This is a genomic window from Streptomyces glomeratus, from assembly GCF_021462825.1.
Taxonomy (GTDB): domain Bacteria; phylum Actinomycetota; class Actinomycetes; order Streptomycetales; family Streptomycetaceae; genus Streptomyces; species Streptomyces glomeratus.
Genome location: NZ_JAKEEB010000004.1, coordinates 355,690 through 378,342 on the forward strand (window position 1 = coordinate 355,690; position 22,653 = coordinate 378,342).

General features: G+C 70.4%; 20 protein-coding genes and 2 pseudogenes. 7 read left to right on the forward strand and 15 right to left on the reverse strand.

What is annotated here, in order from left to right:
- Positions 1–73: 73 nt before the first annotated feature.
- Positions 74–340 carry a GlsB/YeaQ/YmgE family stress response membrane protein gene (locus tag LZ604_RS07430; RefSeq protein ID WP_234513541.1) on the reverse strand — a complete coding sequence of 89 codons (267 nt, stop codon included), beginning with the start codon at positions 338–340 and terminating at the stop codon, positions 74–76.
- A 175-nt stretch (positions 341–515) separates the two neighbouring features.
- Between LZ604_RS07430 and LZ604_RS07435 the strand changes: the two genes are divergently transcribed.
- Positions 516–1,778, forward strand: a complete 1,263-nt coding sequence (locus LZ604_RS07435) for an APC family permease (protein ID WP_234513496.1) — start codon at positions 516–518, stop codon at positions 1,776–1,778.
- Between the two features lie 141 nt (positions 1,779–1,919).
- Here LZ604_RS07435 and LZ604_RS07440 read toward each other — a convergent pair whose 3' ends face one another.
- Together LZ604_RS07440 and LZ604_RS36550 are read right to left on the reverse strand one after the other, a co-directional pair.
- Positions 1,920–2,483 (reverse strand): SMI1/KNR4 family protein, encoded by a 564-nt coding sequence (locus LZ604_RS07440; protein ID WP_234513497.1) that lies wholly within the window; start codon positions 2,481–2,483, stop codon positions 1,920–1,922.
- A 149-nt stretch (positions 2,484–2,632) separates the two neighbouring features.
- Positions 2,633–2,728, reverse strand: a pseudogene (locus LZ604_RS36550) (YccF domain-containing protein); the annotation flags it as partial.
- 118 nt (positions 2,729–2,846) lie between these two features.
- Between LZ604_RS36550 and LZ604_RS07445 the strand changes: the two are divergent.
- Positions 2,847–3,248, forward strand: coding sequence for a YccF domain-containing protein (locus tag LZ604_RS07445; protein ID WP_234513498.1), 402 nt, complete (start codon positions 2,847–2,849; stop codon positions 3,246–3,248).
- On the opposite strand, the pseudogene LZ604_RS35990 reads toward LZ604_RS07445, so the two are convergent.
- The 12 genes and pseudogenes from LZ604_RS35990 to LZ604_RS07505 form a co-directional block, all read right to left on the reverse strand.
- Positions 3,193–3,492: pseudogene (locus LZ604_RS35990) on the reverse strand (potassium-transporting ATPase subunit C); the annotation flags it as partial. The gene LZ604_RS07445 and the pseudogene LZ604_RS35990 overlap by 56 nt on opposite strands.
- A gap of 146 nt (positions 3,493–3,638) precedes the next feature.
- The gene (htpX, locus tag LZ604_RS07455) at positions 3,639–4,502 is read right to left on the reverse strand and encodes a zinc metalloprotease HtpX (protein ID WP_234513499.1); all 864 of its coding nucleotides are present in this window, start codon (positions 4,500–4,502) and stop codon (positions 3,639–3,641) included.
- 210 nt (positions 4,503–4,712) lie between these two features.
- Positions 4,713–6,212 (reverse strand): NADH-quinone oxidoreductase subunit N, encoded by a 1,500-nt coding sequence (locus LZ604_RS07460; protein WP_234513500.1) that lies wholly within the window; start codon positions 6,210–6,212, stop codon positions 4,713–4,715.
- Positions 6,209–7,783, reverse strand: coding sequence for an NADH-quinone oxidoreductase subunit M (locus LZ604_RS07465; protein ID WP_234513501.1), 1,575 nt, complete (start codon positions 7,781–7,783; stop codon positions 6,209–6,211). The genes LZ604_RS07460 and LZ604_RS07465 overlap by 4 nt, the downstream gene beginning before the upstream one ends.
- A gap of 6 nt (positions 7,784–7,789) precedes the next feature.
- Complete coding sequence (locus LZ604_RS07470; protein WP_234513502.1) at positions 7,790–9,781, reverse strand: NADH-quinone oxidoreductase subunit 5 family protein; 1,992 nt, start codon at positions 9,779–9,781, stop codon at positions 7,790–7,792.
- Positions 9,778–10,143: an NADH-quinone oxidoreductase subunit NuoK gene (gene nuoK / locus LZ604_RS07475; RefSeq protein ID WP_234513504.1), complete on the reverse strand. Its 366-nt coding sequence runs from the start codon at positions 10,141–10,143 to the stop codon at positions 9,778–9,780. The genes LZ604_RS07470 and nuoK overlap by 4 nt, the downstream gene beginning before the upstream one ends.
- Positions 10,143–10,775 (reverse strand): NADH-quinone oxidoreductase subunit J family protein, encoded by a 633-nt coding sequence (locus tag LZ604_RS07480; RefSeq protein WP_234513507.1) that lies wholly within the window; start codon positions 10,773–10,775, stop codon positions 10,143–10,145. Before LZ604_RS07480 ends, nuoK begins: the two co-directional genes overlap by 1 nt.
- Positions 10,772–11,404 (reverse strand): NuoI/complex I 23 kDa subunit family protein, encoded by a 633-nt coding sequence (locus tag LZ604_RS07485; protein ID WP_372482098.1) that lies wholly within the window; start codon positions 11,402–11,404, stop codon positions 10,772–10,774. The genes LZ604_RS07480 and LZ604_RS07485 overlap by 4 nt, the downstream gene beginning before the upstream one ends.
- Positions 11,405–11,406: 2 nt before the next feature.
- Entirely contained in the window at positions 11,407–12,375 is a 969-nt protein-coding gene (locus tag LZ604_RS07490; protein WP_234513508.1) for a complex I subunit 1/NuoH family protein, read from the reverse strand.
- A complete protein-coding gene (locus tag LZ604_RS07495) occupies positions 12,372–13,790 on the reverse strand; it encodes an NADH-quinone oxidoreductase subunit C (RefSeq protein WP_234513509.1) in 1,419 nt (472 codons plus the stop codon). Before LZ604_RS07495 ends, LZ604_RS07490 begins: the two co-directional genes overlap by 4 nt.
- Positions 13,787–14,452: an NADH-quinone oxidoreductase subunit B gene (locus LZ604_RS07500; protein ID WP_234513510.1), complete on the reverse strand. Its 666-nt coding sequence runs from the start codon at positions 14,450–14,452 to the stop codon at positions 13,787–13,789. Before LZ604_RS07500 ends, LZ604_RS07495 begins: the two co-directional genes overlap by 4 nt.
- Positions 14,443–14,856 (reverse strand): NADH-quinone oxidoreductase subunit A, encoded by a 414-nt coding sequence (locus LZ604_RS07505; RefSeq protein ID WP_234513543.1) that lies wholly within the window; start codon positions 14,854–14,856, stop codon positions 14,443–14,445. Before LZ604_RS07505 ends, LZ604_RS07500 begins: the two co-directional genes overlap by 10 nt.
- Before the next feature lie 462 nt (positions 14,857–15,318).
- Between LZ604_RS07505 and LZ604_RS07510 the strand changes: the two genes are divergently transcribed.
- The 5 genes from LZ604_RS07510 to LZ604_RS07530 all read left to right on the forward strand — a co-directional run.
- Positions 15,319–16,515 (forward strand): sensor histidine kinase, encoded by a 1,197-nt coding sequence (locus LZ604_RS07510; RefSeq protein WP_234513511.1) that lies wholly within the window; start codon positions 15,319–15,321, stop codon positions 16,513–16,515.
- Between the two features lie 307 nt (positions 16,516–16,822).
- Positions 16,823–18,175 (forward strand): sensor histidine kinase, encoded by a 1,353-nt coding sequence (locus LZ604_RS07515; RefSeq protein WP_234513512.1) that lies wholly within the window; start codon positions 16,823–16,825, stop codon positions 18,173–18,175.
- Between the two features lie 504 nt (positions 18,176–18,679).
- A complete protein-coding gene (locus LZ604_RS07520) occupies positions 18,680–19,339 on the forward strand; it encodes a LuxR C-terminal-related transcriptional regulator (RefSeq protein ID WP_308283569.1) in 660 nt (219 codons plus the stop codon).
- Between the two features lie 322 nt (positions 19,340–19,661).
- The gene (locus tag LZ604_RS07525) at positions 19,662–21,590 is read left to right on the forward strand and encodes a 2-oxoacid:acceptor oxidoreductase subunit alpha (RefSeq protein ID WP_234513514.1); all 1,929 of its coding nucleotides are present in this window, start codon (positions 19,662–19,664) and stop codon (positions 21,588–21,590) included.
- The coding region (locus LZ604_RS07530; RefSeq protein WP_234513515.1) for a 2-oxoacid:ferredoxin oxidoreductase subunit beta at positions 21,583–22,653 on the forward strand (1,071 nt) is incomplete at its 3' end. The genes LZ604_RS07525 and LZ604_RS07530, both read left to right, overlap by 8 nt.

Consider the following 22,653-nt stretch of genomic DNA (forward strand, 5'->3'; position numbering starts at 1 on the left):
TACGAGGAAGGGTGGGCACCCCGAGCGGGGTGCCCACCCTTTTCCGCTGCCGGCTGCGGCTTCAGGGGTGCGGTCAGCGCCGTGAGTCGCCGAACAGGATGCGGTAGATGATCAGCAACACCAGAGAGCCGCCGATCGCGGCCGCCCACGTCGGACCGTCGTAGAAGTGCTTGGTGATCGGGTGGTGGAGCCAGCGGGCGGAGATCCAGCCCCCGATGAAGGCGCCCGCGATACCGATGAGGGTCGTGCCGAAGAAGCCGCCGGGGTCCTTGCCCGGCAGCAGGAACTTCGCGATGGCGCCCGCCAACAGCCCCAGAACGATCCAGCCGACGATGCCCATGCCCTGCCCCTGTCTCTCCACGCTGCGCCTGTGCTGAGCTCATGCTCCGGCCAGGCCGTATTCATGCGTTGACGCCACCTGATGCTGCTGGTCGCGCTGTTTCCCGCGGCCGTGTCCGTCATCGGGGAGGACGTCCCCGGGCTGCCGGCGGTTGCGGGTCAGTAGGGTGCGGTCCATGGAACAGGCAGGGGCGCAGTCGCCCGGTGGCGTGGGGTTGCGCCGGACCCTCGGGCTCGGTGACGCCGTCGTCATCGGGCTCGGATCGATGGTCGGCGCCGGGATCTTCGCCGCCCTCGCCCCGGCGGCGCGCGCGGCCGGGTCCGGGCTGCTGCTCGGACTGGCGGTCGCGGCCGTGGTCGCCTACTGCAACGCGACGTCCTCGGCACGGCTGGCCGCCCTGTATCCCGCTTCGGGCGGCACATACGTGTACGGACGGGAACGGCTCGGCGCGTTCTGGGGCTATCTGGCCGGCTGGTCGTTCGTCGTCGGGAAGACCGCCTCCTGCGCGGCCATGGCGCTCACCGTGGGCGCATACGTCTGGCCGGGCCAGGAGCACGCCGTGGCGGTGGCTGCCGTGGTGGCGCTCACCGCCGTGAACTACGGCGGCATGCAGAAGTCGGCCCTGCTGACTCGGCTGATCGTGGCGCTGGTCCTGGCTGTCCTCGCTTCCGTGGTCGTCGTGTGTCTCGCTTCCGGGGCGGCCGACGCCTCGCGGCTCGACGTGGGCCGCCCGGACGGCGCCGCCGGGGTGCTGCAGGCGGCCGGGCTGCTCTTCTTCGCGTTCGCGGGATACGCGCGGATCGCGACCCTCGGCGAGGAGGTCCGGGATCCGGAGCGCACCATCCCGCGCGCGATCCCGCTGGCACTGGGCATCGCGCTGGTGGTGTACGCGGCGGTGGCTGTCGCCGTCCTTTCCGTGCTGGGTCCGGATGGGCTGGGGCATGCGGCGGCGCCGCTGTCGGACGCGGTGCGAGCGGCAGGCGTGCCCGGTCTCGTCCCGGTGGTGCGGGTGGGCGCCGCGGTGGCCGCGCTGGGCTCCCTGCTGGCGCTCATCCTGGGTGTCTCGCGGACGACGCTGGCCATGGCCCGTGACCGGCATCTGCCGGGCGGCCTGGCGGTCGTACACCCGCGCTTCCAGGTGCCGCACCGGGCCGAACTGACCGTGGGTGCCGTGGTGGCCGCGCTCGCCGCGACGGTGGATGTCCGGGGCGCGATCGGTTTCTCCTCCTTCGGGGTGCTGGCGTACTACGCGATCGCCAACGCGTCCGCCTGGACACTGAGTCGTTCGCCGGCTTCGCGTGTCGTACCGGCGGTCGGGCTCGTCGGCTGCGTCACCCTGGCGTTCGCGCTGCCCGCCGTGTCGGTGGCTGTGGGCGCCGGGGTGCTGCTTCTGGGCGTGGCGGCGTACGGCGTGCGGCGGTGGGGTGCCGCCCGGTAGCCATCGGCGCATGGGAGGACACCGCCGAAGGTGTCGGGAGTCTCCGAGGGTGGTGGTGAGGAAGCCCCCGGCCGTGACGGTGTGGGGCCCCGATGGTGACGGTGTGAGCGCCCCGGTGAGGTGGGGCGTGTGCGCGCCTGGCTACGCCGCCCGCGTAGTGGCCGTGCGTATCGGGAAGTCCGGCCAGGGGGCCAGGTCCGCGCCGTCGTTGGACTCCTCGTACCAGCCCGTGCCGTCGAGCCAGGTCCGGAGCCACTGCGCGAGGTCGGGGGCGTCCACGTACCAGGCGTGCTCGGCATCGTCGGTGTTCGGCTCGTAGAGCAGGACCGTGCCGCGCGGCGTGCGGCAGTCCACGCACGCGTACATTCCGCAGCCCCAGTCGGATATCGGCAGGACGCCCTCGGGCCAGGGCCACTCAGGGTCCTTGCGGCCGCTCTCGCGGTTGGCGAGGTACTGCGGGACGGCGGCCGGTTCTCTGGACGGAGGGTTGTCGAGCAGGGGCAACAGGCCGTACCCGGGGCCGAATCCGCCGTCTCCTATCCGGTACAACTCGGCGAGTAGCGGTGGCAGGGAAAAGCCCAGGGCCTTCTCGGCGCGGGCGATCGCGTCCTTCTCCACGGGCTCGGGCAGCGAAGGCCAGCCCCACGGGCGGGTGTTGCGGGCCTGCTCCGCCACCCTCTCCAGCAACTGCTCGATCTCGGTCATGGGTTCATGATGCAGGGCGCCACCGACAATCGGGCGGCCTGTGGACAACCGCGCCCGCCACTGCCTGGCACCAGGCGCCGCCGACAGTCCGGCGGCCGTCCGGCACGGGCAGGGCATGGATCCGGCGGCGTCGGCCGCCCTGCCCGTCGACGCGCCGTGAAGGGCTCCTCCGAGCGGACGATTTCGCGCCCCGGAGGCAGCACTGAGACCGGGATGAGCTTGAAGTCGGCGATGCCGAACGGGATCGTCTCGGACCGTTCCTGATCGCGCCACAAGGCCGTTGCGGTTCCGTCTGAACGCGTGACCAGCTGATACTTGTCTTGGCAGGCAGTGCGGGCGGAGCGACCTGGAGAGGTGCCGATCATGAAGCTGGTCAACCTGCTGCTGAACATCCTGTGGCTGTTCTTCTGTGGCATCTGGATGGCGATCGGCTACCTGATCGCCGCGCTGATCTGCTTCATCCTGATCATCACCATCCCATTCGGCATCGCGTCGCTACGTATCGCCGGCTTCGTGCTGTGGCCGTTCGGCCGCACCACTGTGGAGCGGCCGGACGCTGGGGCGGGGTCGTTCATCGCCAACGTGATCTGGGTGATCTTCGCGGGGTGGTGGCTGGCTCTGGGACACCTGATCACCAGCATCCCGCTTTTCCTCTCGATCATCGGCATCCCTTTCGGGTGGGCCAACCTGAAACTCATCCCGATCTCGCTCATGCCGCTCGGGCGTGAGGTAGTGCAGACGGATCAGGGGTTCGCCGGGCGCTGATCCTGCCGATACCCACCCGGACGGCTGGCCCGGTTCGAAGGGGCGGGGACTGGAAACGGAGGAGCAGCCACCGACGGCCGCTGATGTGGTCGACGACCAGCGTGCGGACCACTGCCGGAGCAAGGCCTCGAGCGTTGGCCACGCGGTCGGCGTGCTCGTACGCATAGGCCGGGGAGATGTCCGCGTCGAGACCCGACCCGGACGAGGCCACAGCGGGGACCGGCACCTCCGACGGATCCACACCGTCGAACTTGGCGACGGCCGCTCTGAGCGAAGAACTCCAGCATCTTCAGAACCTGCGTGCCGAAGAGGCGGAACAGCCGGCGGAGATGGAGGCCGGTGCCCGACGGGCGACGAGGCGGGGTCCCCTGCCCCGTACGGGCCCGGGTGTTACCGGTGGCGACCTGCCATCTGCTCGAGCCGGGCGATGCGCTCGGGCATCGGCGGGTGCGTGGAGAACATCCTGGCGAGTCCCTGGCCCGGGCGGAAGGGGTTCGCGATCATCATGTGGCTCGCGGTCTCGATGCGCGGCTCGGACGGCAGCGGGAGCTGCCTGGTACCCATTTCGAGCTTGCGCAGGGCGCTCGCGAGCGCGAGGGGGTCGCCGGTCAGCTGGGCGCCGGAGGCGTCCGCCTCGTACTCCCTGGAGCGGCTGATGGCGAGCTGGATGACGGTCGCGGCGAGCGGGCCCAGAATCAGGATGAGCAGCATGCCGACGATGCCGGGGCCCTCGTCGTCGTCCGAACGGCCGACGGGAATCAGCCAGGCGAAGTTCACCAGAAACATGATCACCGAGGCTAGGGCCGCGGCGACCGACGAGATCAGGATGTCGCGGTTGTAGACGTGGCTCAGCTCGTGGCCGATGACGCCGCGCAGTTCGCGCTCGTCGAGGAGTCGCAGAATGCCTTCGGTGCAGCACACTGCCGCGTTGCGCGGGTTGCGGCCCGTCGCGAACGCGTTCGGCGCCTCCGTCGGCGAGATGTAGAGGCGGGGCATGGGCTGGCGGGCCTGGTTGGAGAGGTCCCGGACCATGCGGTACAGCGCAGGGGCCTCGAACTCGCTCACCGGTCGCGCGCGCATCGCGCGTAGAGCCAGTTTGTCGCTGTTCCAGTACGCGTACGCGTTCGTGCCGAGTGCGACGACGACCGCGACGATCAGGCCCATGCGCCCGAAGAAGCTGCCGATGACGATGATGAGTGCGGACAGTCCCCCGAGGAGTACTGCGGTCCTGAGCCCGTTGTGCCGGCGGTGCACGGTACGCCCTCCAAGTGGTGCGGCAGGGGAACCCTTGTCTGCTGATGCTGCTGACTCCACTTCTCAGTGGACCCTCCCGCACTGGTCAACGCCAGGCGGGAAGCGCGAGTTCCCTGGCGCGGGCACCGGGACGCCTAGGCCGTCCGGGTGAGGCGGCGGCGTCCTCACGCGCGCGTGGCGAGTCTCGGTGCCCGCGCGGTGAGGTGTCGGTCAGAACAGGGCGGTGGCCGAGAAGCGGAGCACCAGCTGCGGTGCCCCGGAAAGGGCGATGCCCAGGACGGCGGTCAGGGCGATGGCGGCCGTGAGCGGGGCCGGAACACGCTGCTTCTCGGGCTCCCCCTCGGGGGCCCGGAAGAGCAGGGCCGTCCACTGGAGGTAGTAGAAGAGCGCGATCACCACGTTGACGGCCATGACCACGGCGAGCCAGCCGAGCCCGGCGTCGACGGCCGCCGAGAACACCGTGACCTTCGCGAAGAGGCCGATGATGCCGGGCGGCAGGCCTGCCAGGCAGAGCAGGAAGAAGGCCAGCAGAAGGGCGGCGAGGGGGTGGGAGGCGTACAGGCCCCGGTAGTCGGTGATCCGGTTCAGGGTCCTCGCCCGGCCCACGAGCGCCGCCACGGCGAAGGCGCCCAGGTTCACCGCCCCGTACATGAGGGCGTACGCCACGGTGGAGCCGATCGACTTCTGGGCGTCCCTGGAGTAGGCGGCCGCGGCGATCGGCACCAGGAGGTATCCGGCCTGGCCGACGGAGGACCAGGCGAGCAGGCGTACCGCGCTGTACGCGCGCGTGGCCTGCTGCCGCAGGGCGCCCACGTTGCCGACGGTCATGGTGAGGGCCGCCAGCGCCGCGAGGGCCGGGCCCCACGCGTCGGAGTACGAGGGGAGGGCCACGACGGTGACGAGGATCAGGCCGGAGAAGCCGACCGCCTTGCCGACGACGGACAGGTAGGCGGCGACCGGCAGGGGCGCACCCACATAGGTGTCGGGCACCCAGAAGTGGAACGGGACGGCGGCCGTCTTGAAGGCGAAGCCGACGAGGGTGAGCACGACACCCGCCTGGGCGAGCGTGTGCAGCTGACCGTCCACGTGCTGGATCCGGTCGGCGATGCGGAGGAGGTACAGGGTGCCCGTGGAGGCGTACACGAAGCTGATACCCATGAGGGTCACCGCAGTCGCGGTGACGGACGACAGAAAGAACTTCAGGGCCGCTTCGGAGGACTTCCTGTCGCCGTGCCGGATACCGACGAGGGCGAACGCCGGCAGAGAGGCGACCTCCAGGGCGACGACGAGGGTCGCCAGGTCTCGGGAGGCGGGCAGCAGGGCGGCTCCGGCCGCGGAGGAGAGCAGCAGGAACCAGAACTCGCCTTCGGGGACGCCCTTGCGGGCGTCCTTCAGAGCGGTGACGGACAGCAGGGCCGCGAGGAGGGCGCCGAGAAGGACGAGGAGCTGGATGACGAGGGTGAAACGGTCCACCGTGTAGCTGCACAGACGCGGATCGCCCGTCAGGCAGAAGGTGGCGCGGTCACCGTCCGACAGGGGCAGCAGCAAGAGCGTCGCGGCGGCGAGCCCCGCGATGGAGACCCAGCCGAGCAGGGCCCTTCTCCGCTCGTCGACGAAGAGGTCGGCGACGAGGACGACGAGTCCGACGACGGCCGTGATGGTGGGCGGCGCGATCGCCAACCAGTCGACGGACTGGACGAGGGAGCTCATCGGGTGCCTCCTGCGAGGAGCTGCTGCACGGCCGGGTCGGTCAGGCCGAGGAGGGCCCTGGGCCACAGGCCGGCCACGACGGTGAGGACGACGAGCGGCGTCCAGGCCGCCAGTTCGTAGGTCTGGACGTCGGCGAGGCTCGGGGCCTTCTGCGGTACGGCGCCCATGCACACCCGCCGGACCACCACGAGCATGTACGCGGCGGTGAGGAGCGTGCCGAACGCGGCGATCGCCATGAAGGTGAGGAAGGCCGGGCGGCTGAGGTCGGCGGCGGGTTTGAAGGCGCCGAACATGGCGAGCATTTCGCCCCAGAACCCGGCCAGACCCGGCAGGCCGAGCGAGGCGACGGCGGCGAAGGCGAGCAGGCCGCCGAGGCGGGGTGCCTTGCCGTAGAGGGCGGCGCCGGTCTCTTCGGACAGGGTGTCGAGGTCGGTGGTGCCTGTGCGGTCTTTCAGCGCCCCGACCAGGAAGAAGAGCAGGCCGGTGATGAGGCCGTGGGCGATGTTGGCGAACAGCGCGCCGTTCACTCCGGTCGGGGTGGTCGTCGCGATGCCGAGGAGCACGAAGCCCATATGGCCGACGGAGGAGTAGGCGATGAGCCGCTTGAGGTCGCCCTTCGCGCCCCGCTTGGCGAGGGCGAGGCAGGCCAGGGATCCATAGATGATCCCGACGACGGCGAAGGCGGCGAGGTAGGGCGCGAAGGTGTGGAATCCCTCCGGCGCGACCGGCAGGAGGATGCGGACGAAACCGTATGTACCCATCTTCAGCAGGACGCCGGCCAGCAGAACCGAGCCGACGGTGGGTGCCGCGGTGTGCGCATCGGGCAGCCAGCTGTGCAGCGGCCACATCGGCGTCTTGACCGCGAGCCCGACCCCGATCGCCAGAACGGCGATGACCTGCACGGATGTGGTGAGCGACCGGCCGTTGTCAGTGGCGAGTGCCACCATGTCGAACGTGCCCGCCTTGAGTCCGATCAGGAGCAGGCCGAGCAGCATCACGACGGAGCCGAGCAGCGTGAAGAGGATGAATCGCCACGCGGCCCGGGTCCGCCCCTCGCCGCCCCAGCGGGCGATGAGGAAGTACATCGGGATGAGGACCATCTCGAAGGCGAGGAAGAACAGCAGCAGATCGAGGACGGCGAAGGTGGCGAGGGTGCCGGACTCGAGGACCAGCAGCAGGGCGACGAAGCCCTTCGGGGACGGGCCCGCGGGCAGCTTGAAGTACGAGTAGAGCGCGCACAGGAAGGTCAGCAGCGCGGTCAGGACCAGAAGGGGGAGGGAGATGCCGTCGATGCCGAGGTGGATCCGTACGTCGAGTGCGGGGATCCAGCTGATGTCGGTCGTGGCCTGCATCTTCGACGGGTGGTCGTGGTCGAAGCCGAGCGCGAGGACGACAGCGGCGACGAGGACGGCGCCGGTGATGGTGACACCGTGCCGCAGTACGGCTTGCTCGGGCGACTTTCCCTTCAGCCCGGGCGGGGCCGGCAGGAGAGCGGCGAGTGCGCCGATGAGCGGCACGACGACGATGAATGCCAGAAGGAACTGCATCACGGACTCGCTGATATCGATCACGTCTGCTCACACTCCCGTGGCGACGAGGAGGGCGGCCACCGCCAGGACGACGGTGCCGGCGAGCAGCGCGCTCACATAGGTCTGCACATTGCCGGTCTGGGCTCGCCGTACGGCGGCGCCGAGCAGGCGGGGCAGGGCTCCCGCGCCGCGTACGTAGGTTTCGACGACCTCGCTGTCCAGGAACCTGACGAGGCTCGCCCCGGCCCTGACCGGCCGGACGAAGAGCGCGTCGTACACGGCGTCCAGGTGGAAGCCGACGGCCGCGTGGCGGTGCAGTGGGCCGAGCAGCAGACGGCCCGGGTCCGCCGGGTCGGGTGCGTAGGCCACATCGCCGTACGCGGGCGCGTGGCTGGCGATGGCCTCGGCCTCGACCAGACCGGCGTCCCCCTCGGGGTGGGCCGCGACCGCACCCAGCGGGACGCGGGCCGCGAGGGCGGTGGTGTGCCGCCAGGCCCCATAGGTCACGAGGCCGCCGACCAGCGCCAGGCCTGTGCCGAGCACGGAGGTGGGGAGTGCCGGAGCGAGGGAGCGGCCGTCGAACCAGTCGGGCAGGACGCCGTAGCCGAGGCCGAACGCGAGCGACGGGACGGCGAGCACCCACAGCACGGCGTTCATCGCAAGGGGCTGCTTGCCGTGGTCCGGGGCCTCGGTTCCGTGGCCGCGGAAGGCGAGCAGCCACAGGCGGGTCGCGTAGGCGGCAGTGAGCAGGGCCGTGACCAGACCGCTGACGAGGACGATCCCTCCCGCGACGCCGGGTGCGTGCTCGGTGTGGCCGGTGGCGACGTGCTCGGCGGCGCCGAGGACGGACTCCTTGGAGAAGAAGCCCGCGAAGGGCGGGATCGCGGCGAGCGACAGCAGAGCCACGGTCATCGTCCAGTAGGCGTCGGGCACGCGGGCGCGCAGGTCCTTCATACGGGACATGGCGGCCAGCGAGTTGGTGCCGGCGGCGTGGATGATCACGCCGGCGGCGAGGAAGAGCAGCGCCTTGAAGGCGCCGTGCGACAGCAGATGAAAGACGGCGGCACCGCGGTCGCCGACGGCGAGGGCGCCGGTCATGTAGCCGAGCTGGCCGACCGTCGAATAGGCGAGGACGCGTTTGACGTCGTCCTGGGCGAGTGCGGCGAGCGCCGATCCGGCCATCGTCACAGCGGCCATCACGGCGAGGACCACCATCGCGGCCGAGGAGGCCTCGAAGACCGGGAGGAGACGGGCGATGAAGTAGACACCGGCGGCGACCATGGTCGCCGCGTGGATCAGCGCGGAGACGGGGGTGGGGCCCGCCATCGCGTCGGGGAGCCAGGTGTGCAGCGGGAACTGCGCCGACTTGCCCGCCACGCCGGCCAGGAGCAGCAGGGCGACCAGGGTGGGGTGATGCAGTCCGCCGCCGGCGACGGCGCCGAGGACCTTGGTGATGCGGAAGGACCCGGCGTCGGTGCCGAGCGCGAACAGTCCGATGAGGAAGGGGATGTCGCCGAGCTTGGTGACCAGGAAGGCCTTGATGGAGGCGGCGCGGGCTTCCGGGGTCTCCCAGTAGTGACCGACCAGGAAGTAGGAGCAGATGCCCATGACTTCCCATCCGACCAGGAGCACGATCAGGTCGCCCGAGTAGACGACCAGAAGCATCGCGGAGGTGAACAGGGAGACGAGAGCGGCGTACGAGGGGTAGCGCGGGTCGTCGCGCAGATAGCCCGTCGAGTAGATCTGCACACAGGTGGCGACGACGCCGACCAGGACGGCGACGAGGGCGGCGAAGCCGTCGATGTGCAGGGCGAGTTCGATGGGGACCGAGCCGGTGGGAGTCAGCTCGGTCGCGGAGTCGAGGGCCCGGCCGCCACCCTGGCGTGCGGCGACCAGCACCGCCAGTGCCAGGGAGGCGAGCGTCGGCAGGACGGCGAGCGGGCGCACGAACCGGGGGGCTGTGCGGCCGAGCAGCAGGCCGGCTGCGGCACCGAGGAACGGAAGAAGGGGGACGAGAACGGCGAGGGTGGTCGTGGTCACGCGGTGGCCTCAGCCTTCTCAGCCGCAGGGGTGTCGCCGTCGTGGCCCTCGGCGGTGTCGCGGAGCCGGTCGATGTCCGAGGTGCCGCGGTTGCGGTAGACGGCGAGGATGATCGCCAGGCCGATACCGATCTCGGCGGCGGCGATGGCGATGGTGAACAGGGTCAGGGCCTGGCCGGAGTGCAGCGTCTCGCGGGCGGTCCTGCTCAGCCAGACGTCGAAGGCGACGAGGTTGAGGTTGACGGCGTTGAGCATGAGCTCGACCGACATCAGGACGAGGATCGCGTTGCGGCGGGCGAGGACGCCGTACAGGCCGGTGCAGAAAAGGAGGGCGGAGAGTACGGCGGGATAGGCGAGATGCATCAGCGGACGCCTTCCTTCTCGCTTCTGCTGCCCGGGGCGGCCTGAGCGCTCGCGCCGGTGTTCGCCGCGTCCGCCTTGGCCTTGCGGGACAGGACGATCGCGCCGACCAGGGCGGCGAGGAGGAGAACGGAGAGGGCCTCGAAGGGGAGAACCCAGTTCTGGAAGAGGCTCGCGCCCGTGACCTTGGTGGAGCCGGAGGCGGCACCGTCGAGGTCGATCCAGGTCGTGCGGAAGGCGTCGACGACCACCCACACCAGCGCGGCCGCGGCGGCGACGGCCACGGTGAGGGCGGCCAGGCGATTGCCGGAGTCGGCGTCCGGGGATCGGCCGATAGGTGCCTTGGTGAGCATCAGACCGAACAGGAGGAGGACGACGACGGAACCGACGTAGATGAGGACCTGCATCCAGGCGATGAACTCGGCAGTGAGCAGGAGGTACTCGACGGCCAGCCCGCCGAGGGTCGCCACGAGCCACAGGGCGGCGTGGACCAGCTGCCGCGTGGTGACCGTGACGAGAGCGGCGCCGAAGGTGGCCAGTCCGACGAGGAGAAAGGCGACTTCCACGCCGGTCGGGGAGAGGAAGCCGTGCGTGGGGGCGGCGGCCGCGGCCGCCGTCGCGAAGGCGGGGCTCACGACGCTCCTTCCTGCGGATCGGCGGGCTCGGCCGGTTCGGCCGGTTCGGCCTGGGCTGCGGCCAGCTTCTCGGCGGTCTTGCGGGCGGCGGCGATCTCCTTGGGCTCCTCGGCGCCGGGGTCGAGAGCGGGCGGGGCCGGCACGGTCCACATCCACTCGCGGAGCTTGTCGCGCTCGTGGGTGAGGTCGCGGATGTCGGTCTCGGCGTACTCGAACTCCGGGGACCAGAACAGTGCGTCGAAGGGGCAGACCTCGATGCAGATACCGCAGTACATGCAGAGGGAGAAGTCGATGGCGAAGCGGTCGAGGACGTTACGGCTGCGCTCACGGCCGCCGGGGGCGGCGGGCGGGACCGTCTCCTTGTGGGAGTCGATGTAGATGCACCAGTCCGGGCACTCGCGGGCGCACAGCATGCAGACGGTGCAGTTCTCCTCGAACAGGCCGATGACGCCCCGGCTGCGTGGCGGGAGGGCGGGCTGGGAGTCCGGGTACTGCTCGGTGACGGACTTCCTCGTCATCGTGCGCAGGGTGACAGCCAGCCCCTTGGCGAGGCCGGAGCCGGGAATCGACAGGCGGGGCCGCCCGGAGGGCGTCGTCGAGGAGTGGTGGTCGGGCGACGGGCGGGACATGGTTACGAGATCACCACCTTGACGATGCCGGTGAGGGCGATCTGGGCGAGGGAGAGAGGGACGAGGAGGGTCCAGGAGAGCTTCTGGAGCTGGTCCTCGCGTAGACGGGGATAGGTGACGCGGAGCCAGATGACCACGAAGGCGAGGATCGCGGTCTTCAGGAGAGTCCAGAGCCAGCCGAGGCCGTCGGCGCCCCAGGGACCGTGCCAGCCGCCCAGGAACAGGACGGTGGTCAGACCGCACAGGACGACGATTCCGGCGTACTCGGCGAGGAGGAACAGCGCGAAGCGGAGACCGGTGTACTCGGTGTACGCGCCGAAGATGATCTCCGAGTCGGCGACAGGCATGTCGAACGGGGGGCGCTGGAGCTCGGCGAGGCCCGCGATGAAGAAGACGAGCGCGCCGATGATCTGCCAGGGCAGCCACCACCACCGGAAGGCGTCGACGATGCCGGGGAGCGAGACGGTGCCCGCCGCCATGGCCACGGAGGCGGCGGCGAGCAGCATGGGGAGTTCGTAGGCGAGGAGCTGGGCGGCGGTGCGAAGGCCGCCGAGGAGGGAGAACTTGTTCGCGGAGGCCCAGCCGGCCATGAGGGAGCCGAGGACGCCGACGCCCATGACGGCGAGAACGAAGAAGATGCCCGCGTCCACGACCTGGCCGACCGCACCCTCGCTCGGCCCGATCGGGATGGCGAGGAGAACGAGGAGGTAGGGCAGCAGGGCGACGGCGGGGGCGAGCTGGAAGATACGGCGGTCGGCGCCCGCCGGGACCACATCCTCCTTCTGGGCGAACTTCACGCCGTCGGCGACGAGCTGGGCCCAGCCGTGGAAGCCACCGGCGTACATCGGACCGAGGCGGCCCTGCATATGCGCCATGACCTTGTGTTCGGTCTGGCCGACGATCAGGGGGAAGGTGAGGAAGACGACGAATACGACGAGGAGTCGCAGGCCGACGTCGAGAGCGCCGTTCACTGCGTGCCTCCTGAGGGGTCGTCGGGGGTGGGCTCGTCTGGGGTGCGCCCGTCTGGGGTGGGCGGCTTCGCAGGCTGGGTGTCGCCGGGGCGCGACTTGCCGGGTCCGCTGTCGCCGGGGCGGTCTTCGGGGGAGCCGGTGTCGCCGGAGCGGTCTTCGGGGGAGCCGGTGTCGCCGGAGCGGGTTTTCCCGCCGGTTGCGTCCGGATCCGTCGCGGGCGTGAGGTTCCCCTCTGAGATCGGGGACTCCGCCTCCGCGGAAGGTTCGGCTGCGGTTTCGGCCTCGGTCTCAGCCGCGGTTCCGACCTCGGTCTCGGCAGCGGAAGGCTCGGCTGGGGGCTGCGGCTTCGCGGAGGGCTCGGCGGGGGTCTGCGGCTTCGCCGGCGGCTCGGGAGCAGTCGGCTCCTGCTCGCCGAAAGCCGGGCGGGCGTGGTGCCACGGGGCGTCCGCGCTGCGCGGGGCGGAGGCGTGCTCGGCCGCGCGCTGCGAGGCCGAACCCTCCGAAGCACTCCGTGCACGGCGGGGACCGGCCGGGGCGGCAGGAGCAGCCGTCGCACCGGTGTCGGCTTCGGCTCGCTGGGAAGCGGACCCCTCCGAGGTGCTCCGGGCGCGGCGCGGACCTGCCGGAGTCGCGGGTTGCGTGCCCGGCTCCGCCCGGCGCTGCGATGCCGAGCCCTCCGAGACGCTGCGGGCGCGGCGGGGCGCCGGCGCGGGCGTGGTCTCCGCGGGTTCGGCTGCTGCCGGGGCCTGGCTCGCCGAGCCCTCGGCTGTCGTGCGGGTGCGGCGTACCGGGCGGTCGCCCGCCGCACGGCCCGCGGCTCGCGCGGGGCGGGCGGGAGCCGGGGGCAGCTGCCCCTTGAGAGGGCCCCACTCGTTCGGGTCGGGGACGCCCGGAGGCAGCATCTGACGGCGCTTGGGTCCGCCGTGATCGGACTCGCCCGGCTCCTTGGCGCCGGGCCAGGCCTTGGCGACCCGGGCCGCCAGGACGAAGTCCTTGCGCAAAGGGTGGCCCTCGAAGCCCTCGGGCAGGAGCAGGTGGTCCAGCGCCGGGTGGCCCTCGAAGGTGATGCCGAACATCTCGTGGGTCTCGCGTTCATGCCAGGCGGCGCCCGCGTAGATCTCCACGGCGGAGGGCAGAACGGCGGTCTCGTGCGGGACCGTGGTCCTCAGGAGGAGACGGCGGACCGGAGACAGCGCCACCACATGCGCCGACACACGCAGGCCGGTGCCCGGTTCGTCGACCGCGCTCAGCCAGTCGAAATAGGTGCAGCCCAGCTCGTCGCGCGCGACCCGCAGCGACGCGGTCCAGCCCGCGGGCGGCACGTCGACCGTCAGGACCTCGTACGACTCCTCGGCCGTGGCCTCCGGGCCGAAGAGGTCCTCGACGGGTACGGGCAGCCAGCCGATGGTGGTCATCGCGCCACCCCGGAATCCGGGTCCGCCTCCGGACCCTCACCGGCCCCCTGGCCCGCGGTCGGAGCGGCCGGCGGCTGGACCAGCCCGCTCCGCAGGGCGGCGGTGGACGGCCTCGAGGAGCCGTACCGCTCCCCCAGCGACTCGCGCGCGATCTTCTCCTGCAGCTTGAGGATGCCCTGGAGCAGCGCCTCGGGGCGCGGCGGGCAGCCGGGGACGTACACGTCCACCGGGATGATCTGGTCGACGCCCTTCGTGACCGAGTACGAGTCCCAGTAGGGGCCGCCGCAGTTCGAGCACGCCCCGAAGGAGATGACGTACTTCGGCTCGGGCATCTGCTCGTACAGGCGTTTGACCGCCGGGGCCATCTTGTCGGTGACCGTGCCGGACACCACCATCAGGTCGGCCTGGCGCGGGCCGGGCGCGAACGGGATCACCCCTAGTCGGATGAAGTCGTGCCGGGCCATCGACGCGGCGATGAACTCGATCGCGCAGCAGGCGAGGCCGAAGTTGAACACCCACAACGAGTAGCGGCGGCCCCAGTTCAGGATCACCTTCATCGGCTCGGGGGCGAGGCGGGCGAGCGCGCCGAGCCGCTTCGGCTCGGGCAGGAGCACGGGCTCCGGAGCCGGGGAGGCCGAGGCAGCCGAGGGGTTCACGTCCATGTCAGGACGCCCTTCTTGTATGCGTACAGCAGGCCCACGGCCAGGAAGCCGAGGAAGATGAACATCTCCACCAGCGTCGCCGCGCCGTAGCCGGGGGCGGCGAAGACCGTCGCCCAGGGAAACAGGAAGATCGAGTCGACCGCGAAGATCACGTACAGGAAGGCATAGACGTAGTAGCGGACCTGTGTGTGGGCCCAGCCCTCGCCCACGGGGTCGACGCCGCACTCGTACGTCAGGAGTTTCTCCGGGGTCGGCACGACGGGGCGCAGCAGGCGGCCCGCGCCGAAGGCGACGGCGACGAAGAGCACGCCGACGGCGGCGAGCAGCCCGACGACGGAGTAGGAGTGGAAGTAGCCCGCCGCGATGACGTTCCCGGCGGTCCCCGCGCTCCCGGTCTCCGCCATGACGGCTACGGCGGTCGGATCCGGCACGTCAGCCCCTCGCTCCCTGACCTCGTGACCTTGGTGAACCCTGCGAACCTTGTGTTCGACGATCTGTACGCACGGGAGTCTAGGCCCTGCTAAAGAAAGGGTAAGCAGCCCGTCACACCTCGAGACGCCCTGGTACTCCCCGGGCACACCGACCACTACCCCCGACGCGACTCCACTCACGCCTCACGCGAGGCGGGAACCGCCCCTGACGGGACTCGGAAACCGTCCCACGGGGACTCGGGGACCGCCCCTGACGGGACTCACCGAACCGCCCGTGAGGGGACTTTGGGAACTGCTTCTGGTGGAACCCGGCTCTGCTCCTTGCGGGACCCGGAAAGGTGGGGTTTTCCCCAGTGGAACGCGGCGGCCCGCCTCATGGTGTCGCGGCAGGCGGCACGGCAGGCTGAGCGACATGACCGAACGAGGCCGGCAGATATGACCGAACGCATGACGATCCACGGCGTCCGGGACGGCGACGAGCGTCCGCCACCCCCGCGTCTCGCCCTGGACGGGTACACCTGGCGGGAAATCGCGTATCTGCTCGCGAATCTGCCGATGTCACTGATCGGGTTCACCTACGTGGTGACGGTGCTGGCCATGGGTGCGGGTCTGACGGTGACCGTGATCGGTTTCCCGTTGCTGGCGGCCGGGCTGGTGGGTGCGCGGCAGCTCGGCAGGCTGGAGCGAGCGCGGGCCAGGGCGCTGCTCGGGCTGCGGGTGGAGGAGCCGACGCCGCTGCCCTGGCTCAAGAGAGGCGGGCTGTCCCAGCGGCTGTGGCTGGCGCTGAAGGACCCCGTCGGCTGGCGGACGATCCTCTACGACTTCATCCGGCTGCCCTGGGGGATCCTGACCTTCACGGTCACGTTCGTGTCGCTGTTCCTGCTGTGGCCGGTGCTGCCGTTCCTGGCGCGTGGCCTGGCGAATGTGGACCGGGCGATGGTGCGGGGCCTGCTGTCCCCCTCCGACGAGCTGGAGCGACGCATCGCCGAGCTGGAGTCCGACCGCGGGGTGGTCGTCGACACGGCGGCAGCCGACCTGCGGCGCATCGAGCGCGATCTTCACGACGGGGCGCAGGCCCGGCTGGTGAACCTGGCGATGGGGCTCGGACTGGCCAAGGAGAAGCTGCTGGAGGACCCGGACGCGGCGGCGTCGATGGTCGAGGAGGCACACGGCGAGGTGAAGCTGGCACTGCAGGAGCTGCGGGACCTCGCTCGGGGCATCCATCCGGCGGTGCTGACCGACCGGGGCCTGGACGCGGCTCTGTCGGCGGTCGCCACGCGCTGCACGGTGCCGGTGAAGGTGACCGTGGACCTGGCCACGAGACCGGCCGCGGCGATCGAGGGCATCGCCTACTTCACGGTCTGCGAGCTGCTGCAGAACATCAGCAAGCACAGCGGGGCCAAGTCCGCCTCCGTCGATGTCTGGCGGGCGGAGGAGCGGCTGCTCATCCAGGTGCGGGACGACGGTCGCGGCGGCGCCCGCCTCGACGGCGGCTCCGGCATGGCGGGGCTGGCCGAGCGGCTCGGCGCGGTCGACGGCCTGTTCGTCGTGGACTCTCCGGTGGGGGGCCCGACGACGGTCACGGCGGAGCTTCCATGGCGGGACCGGCAGGACGCGGTGCGCGGGCGGTAGGGGCGCGCGGGCGCCGAGGGGAGTGCGGGGACTGAGGACTGCGGGGAGGCGGCCGCATGCGGAAGCGTGCGGCCGCCTCCGCGTACGCGGGGCTGTGTTCGTCTCCTCGGCACGGCGGACCGTGTTCGCCGGTCACGCGAGGTCGTGTGCGCCCCTGGTACGGGGTGGGGAAAACCCCCGTACCAAGACGCCGACGCGCTCCATGGCCGGACGGGCGGCGTGACCAGCACTGTGGAGGTACGAACCCGGAGAGGGCCGACCAGGCCGGCCTCACCGGGGTGGACGACGAGGAGAACGGACGACACCGATGGCCACGCAGTACGGGCAGGGGTACGGAGAGTGGGACGGCCCGCGGACCCAGGGCGCCGGAAGGCGGCCGCACCGGCTTCCGGTCGCGCTGCGGGCGCCGGTCGAGGGGCGCAGCTGGGGTGAGTTCTGCTATCTGCTGCTGAGCCTGCCGATCGCGATCGTGATGTTCACCTACAGCGTCACGATGTTCTCGCTCGGCGCGGGTCTGCTGGTGACGTTCCTGGGGATACCGGTGCTGGCGGCGGCGCTCGCGGGTTGCCGCGGCTTCGGTGCACTGGAGCGGGCGCGGGCCCGGGGGCTGCTGCGGCTGGAGATCGCCGATCCAGAACCCGTGGCGGCAAACCGGCGAGGGCCGATGGCCTGGATCGGAACGATGCTGAGGAGCGGGGTGTCGTGGCGGCACATGCTGTACACGGTGGTGCAGTTCCCGTGGGCGGTCTTCTCGTTCACCGTCGGGGTCACCTGCTGGACGTGCGGGTGGGCGCTGCTCACGTATCCGCTGTGGTTCTGGGTGTTCCCCATGTACGGCGGTCAGGGCGGGCTTCAGCTGTACGGCGACGAGACACACAGCGTCTATCTGGACAACCCTTTCGAGATCACGGTGACCGCGCTGGTGGGTCTGTTGATCACGCTGGCCACGCCGTGGATCGTCCGGGGACTGACGACCGTGGACCGGCTGCTGGTGCACGGGCTGCTCGGGCCCTCGCGCCTGGCCACCCGGGTGGTGGAGCTGGAGTCGGACCGGGGGGTGGTCGTCGACACGGCGGCGGCGGACCTGCGGCGCATCGAGCGGGATCTGCACGACGGGGCGCAGGCTCGGCTGGTGGCGTTGGCCATGGATCTGGGGCTGGCCAAGGAGAAGCTGGCGCAGGACCCTCGGGCGGCGGCACGGATGGTGGAGGAGGCACACGGCGAGGTCAAGACGGCGCTCCAGGAGCTGCGGGACCTCGCGCGCGGTATCCATCCGGCGGTGCTGACGGACCGGGGACTGGACGCGGCGCTGTCGGCGGTGGCCTCGCGATGCACCGTGCCGGTGCAGGTGGAGGTGGACCTGCCGTCACGGCCGGCGCCGGCGATCGAGGGGATCGCTTATTTCACCGTTTCGGAGCTGCTGCAAAACGTCAGCAAGCACGCACAGGCGTCACGGGCGACGGTGGATGTGTGGCGGGTGGAGGACCGGTTGCTGCTGCAGGTGGTGGACGACGGGGTGGGGGGAGCGGATGCCTCCGCCGGGTCGGGGCTTGCGGGGTTGGCGGGACGGCTCGATGCGGTGGACGGGATCCTGGTGGTGGATTCGCCACCCGGGGGGCCGACCCGAGTCACCGCCGAACTGCCGTGGCGATCATCCTGACCCGGCCCGCCACCCACCCGGACACCCCCTGACACCCCGAACACCCCGACCACCCGACCACCCGGACCACCCGGACCACCCGGACCACCCTGAAGACCCCGACCACCCTGAACACCCGAAAACCGGGCACACCGCAGAGTCGCCCGAGGACACCCGACGCCGACGCCCCCCTGCCCAAGGCCCCGAACACCTCCGTGCACAACGCGTGCAACCCTTCGGCACATGACACCCGGCGGCACCACCACCGCCCCAAGCCCCGCGAAGACCCGTCGGCACCCGCCGGGGCCCCCGCTCCGCCCCACCCCGCCCACCCCTGTACGCCGCGGAAACGCCCCACAACACGGCCGCGGGGGGACTTGTCCACAGGCCCGGTGTGGAAGTGTGGACCGCGCGATACTGAGGTGCCGAAGGGGCGGGGCGTCGCACGTCCGGGACACCGCCGGACGCGTGGACGCACGGGCCGAAGACGAAGGGGCACGGGGGCCGAGGATCGTGGAGGACAGGGTGCGGGTGGTCATCGCCGAGGATTCAGTGCTGCTCAGGGAGGGCCTGACGCGGCTGCTGACCGACCGCGGACACGATGTCGTCGCCGGGGTCGGGGACGGGGACGCGCTGATCAAGACCATCACCGAGCTGGCGGACCGCGACGAGCTGCCCGACGTGGTCGTGGCCGACGTCCGGATGCCGCCGACGCATACGGACGAGGGTGTGCGAGCCGCGGTCCAGCTACGCAAGGCGCACCCCGGTCTGGGCGTACTGGTGCTGTCGCAGTACGTCGAGGAGCGGTACGCCACCGAACTGCTGGCCGACTCCAGTCGCGGCGTGGGCTATCTGCTCAAGGACCGGGTCGCCGAGGTGCGCGAGTTCGTGGACGCCGTGGTCCGGGTCGCCCAGGGAGGCACCGCACTGGACCCGGAGGTGGTCGCACAGCTGCTCGGGCGCAGCCGCAAGCAGGACGTGCTCGCCGCGCTCACTCCACGCGAGCGCGAGGTCCTGGGACTGATGGCCGAGGGGCGGACGAATTCCGCGATCGCCCGGCAGCTGGTCGTGAGCGACGGAGCCGTGGAGAAGCACGTCAGCAATATCTTCCTGAAACTCGGCCTGGCGCAGAGCGACGCGGATCATCGGCGTGTTCTGGCCGTGCTCACCTACCTCAACTCCTGATCGACCGACACTGTGTCAGGCGACGGGAAGCGCATGCGCGGGCCCGATCGTCCCGGGCCGGGCTGGGCCGGGCGTCGGCGCGACCCCGGCGCCGCAGCAGCACCCCGGAACCACCAGCACCAAAGGATGAGCAGGGAGCGTTTTCCAGAGCAGCATCGGAAGGCGGACGAATCATGGCAAAACTAGGCGTCGGACTGTCTCACGGTGGTGTCCACCATGCGAACTACCGAGGGAAGGCGACCCTTACCGACGTAGGGTTGAAGACGGGAAGGCCGGCGGGACGGCCGCTCCCGGACAGCCGCCTCGAAGGAGGTCCAGTTCAGTGACCAGCCAGGTCAGCAGGACAGCGGAGCAGGCCGACGGAGCCGTCGTAGGAGAGCAGCGCAAACCGGCGGGCACGAAGGATGTGCGCAAGCTCGACCGGGTGATCATTCGTTTCGCGGGTGATTCGGGTGATGGGATGCAGCTGACGGGTGACCGTTTCACTTCGGAGACGGCGTCCTTTGGTAACGACTTGTCGACGCTGCCGAATTTTCCCGCGGAGATCCGTGCTCCTGCCGGGACCCTGCCGGGTGTCTCGAGTTTCCAGTTGCATTTCGCGGATCATGACATTCTCACTCCGGGTGATGCGCCGAATGTGCTGGTGGCGATGAATCCGGCGGCGTTGAAGGCGAATGTGGGGGATCTGCCGCGGGGTGCGGAGATCATCGTCAATACGGATGAGTTCACCCGGCGGGCGATGCAGAAGGTGGGCTATGCCGCCTCTCCGCTGGAGGACGGTTCGCTGGACGGCTACAGCGTGCATCCGGTGCCGTTGACGACGCTGACGGTGGAGGCGCTGAAGGAGTTCGATCTGTCCCGTAAGGAGGCCGAGCGCAGCAAGAACATGTTCGCGCTGGGTCTGCTGTCGTGGATGTATCACCGGCCGACGGAGGGCACGGAGAGGTTTTTGCGGTCGAAGTTCGCCCGGAAGCCGCAGATCGCGGCGGCGAATATCGCGGCGTTCCGGGCGGGCTGGAACTTCGGGGAGACCACGGAGGACTTCGCGGTCTCCTATGAGGTCGCGCCGGCCGCGAAGGCGTTCCCGGTGGGCACCTACCGCAACATCTCCGGGAACCTGGCGTTGGCCTACGGTCTGATCACGGCGTCGCAGCAGGCGGATCTGCCGCTGTTTTTGGGTTCGTATCCGATCACTCCGGCCTCGGACATCCTGCACGAGCTGAGCCGGCACAAGAACTTCGGGGTGCGGACCTTCCAGGCGGAGGACGAGATCGCGGGGATCGGCGCGGCGCTGGGAGCGGCGTTCGGCGGGTCGCTGGCGGTGACCACGACCTCGGGGCCGGGGGTGGCGCTCAAGAGCGAGACGATCGGGCTGGCGGTCTCGCTGGAGCTGCCGCTGCTGGTGGTGGACATCCAGCGCGGTGGCCCCTCCACCGGTCTGCCGACCAAGACCGAGCAGGCGGATTTGCTGCAGGCGATGTACGGGCGCAACGGTGAGGCGCCGGTCGCGGTGATCGCCCCGCGCACGCCGGCGGACTGTTTCGACACGGCGCTGGAGGCGGCCCGGATCGCGCTGACCTACCGCACGCCGGTGGTCCTGCTCTCCGACGGCTATCTGGCCAACGGCTCCGAGCCCTGGCGGATCCCGGAGCTGGAGGAGCTGCCGGATCTGCGGGTGCAGTTCGCCCGAAGCGCCAACCACACCCTGGACGACGGCACCGAGGTCTTCTGGCCCTACAAACGCGATCCGCAGACCCTGGCCCGGCCCTGGGCGATCCCGGGCACACCCGGCCTGGAGCACCGCATCGGCGGCATCGAGAAACAAGACGGCACGGGCAACATCTCCTACGACCCGGCCAACCACGACTTCATGGTCCACACCCGCCAGGCCAAGATCGACGGCATCCAGGTCCCCGACCTCGAGGTCGACGATCCCCACCAGGCACACACCCTCGTGCTGGGCTGGGGCTCCACCTACGGCCCGATCACCGCCGCGGTACGCCGGCTGCGCCGCGCCGGCGAGTCGATCGCCCAGGCCCACCTGCGGCACCTCAACCCCTTCCCGCCGAATCTCGGCCCGGTCCTCGAGCGTTACGACAAGGTGGTGATCCCCGAGATGAACCTCGGCCAGCTCGCCACCCTCATCCGGGCGAAATACCTGGTGGACGCCCGCTCCTACAACCAGGTCAACGGCATGCCGTTCAAGGCCGAGCAACTCGCCACGGCTCTGAAGGAGGCCATCGATGGCTGAGACGACCACGGAAGGCACCCCCACCCCCCAGGCACTGGCCCTGGTACCCAAAGCCACCGCCGGACAGTCCATGAAGGACTTCAAATCCGACCAGGAGGTCCGCTGGTGCCCGGGCTGCGGCGACTACGCCGTCCTCGCCGCCGTCCAGGGATTCATGCCCGAACTGGGCCTGGCACGCGAGAACATCGTCTTCGTCTCCGGCATCGGCTGCTCCTCACGCTTCCCGTACTACATGAACACCTACGGGATGCACTCCATCCACGGCCGCGCCCCCGCCATCGCGACCGGACTGGCCACCTCACGCCGCGACCTGAGCGTATGGGTGGTCACCGGCGACGGCGACGCACTGTCCATCGGCGGCAACCACCTCATCCACGCCCTGCGCCGCAACGTCAACCTGAAGATCCTGCTGTTCAACAACCGCATCTACGGCCTGACCAAAGGCCAGTACTCACCCACCTCCGAAGTCGGCAAAATCACCAAGTCGACCCCGATGGGCTCCCTGGACGCCCCCTTCAACCCGGTCTCCCTGGCCATCGGCGCCGAGGCATCCTTCGTGGCCCGCACCATCGACTCCGACCGCGCCCACCTGACCGGCATCCTGCGCCAGGCCGCCGCCCACCCCGGCACCGCCCTGGTGGAGATCTACCAGAACTGCAACATCTTCAACGACGGCGCCTTCGACGCCCTCAAGGACAAACACAGCGCCGAGGAAGCAGTGATCCGCCTCGAACACGGACAGCCCATCCGCTTCGGACCCGACCGCTCACGCGGCGTCGTACGCGACCCGGACACCGGTGAACTGACCGTGGTCACCCTCACCGCACACAACGAGACCGACGTCCTGGTCCACAACGCCCACGCCGCCTCCCCCACCACCGCCTTCGCGCTGTCCCGGCTCGCCGACCCCGACACCCTGCACAACACCCCGATCGGCGTCTTCCGCTCCGTGGACCGACCCGTCTACGACACCCAGATGGCCGACCAACTCGACACCGCCATCGAACAACACGGCAAGGGCGACCTCGCCGCCCTCCTCACCGGCGGCGACACCTGGACGGTG

Coding starts and splice junctions, on each gene's coding strand:
- LZ604_RS07430 (WP_234513541.1), bottom strand. CDS start 340: ATGGGCATCGTCGGCTGGATCGTTCTGGGGCTGTTGGCGGGCGCCATC.
- LZ604_RS07445 (WP_234513498.1), top strand. CDS start 2,847: ATGAAGCTGGTCAACCTGCTGCTGAACATCCTGTGGCTGTTCTTCTGT.
- LZ604_RS07510 (WP_234513511.1), top strand. CDS start 15,319: ATGACCGAACGCATGACGATCCACGGCGTCCGGGACGGCGACGAGCGT.
- LZ604_RS07435 (WP_234513496.1), top strand. CDS start 516: ATGGAACAGGCAGGGGCGCAGTCGCCCGGTGGCGTGGGGTTGCGCCGG.
- LZ604_RS07500 (WP_234513510.1), bottom strand. CDS start 14,452: ATGGACGTGAACCCCTCGGCTGCCTCGGCCTCCCCGGCTCCGGAGCCC.
- LZ604_RS07515 (WP_234513512.1), top strand. CDS start 16,823: ATGGCCACGCAGTACGGGCAGGGGTACGGAGAGTGGGACGGCCCGCGG.
- LZ604_RS07485 (WP_372482098.1), bottom strand. CDS start 11,404: ATGTCCCGCCCGTCGCCCGACCACCACTCCTCGACGACGCCCTCCGGG.
- LZ604_RS07460 (WP_234513500.1), bottom strand. CDS start 6,212: ATGAGCTCCCTCGTCCAGTCCGTCGACTGGTTGGCGATCGCGCCGCCC.
- nuoK (WP_234513504.1), bottom strand. CDS start 10,143: ATGCATCTCGCCTATCCCGCCGTACTCTCCGCCCTCCTTTTCTGCACC.
- LZ604_RS07440 (WP_234513497.1), bottom strand. CDS start 2,483: ATGACCGAGATCGAGCAGTTGCTGGAGAGGGTGGCGGAGCAGGCCCGC.
- LZ604_RS07505 (WP_234513543.1), bottom strand. CDS start 14,856: ATGGCGGAGACCGGGAGCGCGGGGACCGCCGGGAACGTCATCGCGGCG.
- LZ604_RS07495 (WP_234513509.1), bottom strand. CDS start 13,790: ATGACCACCATCGGCTGGCTGCCCGTACCCGTCGAGGACCTCTTCGGC.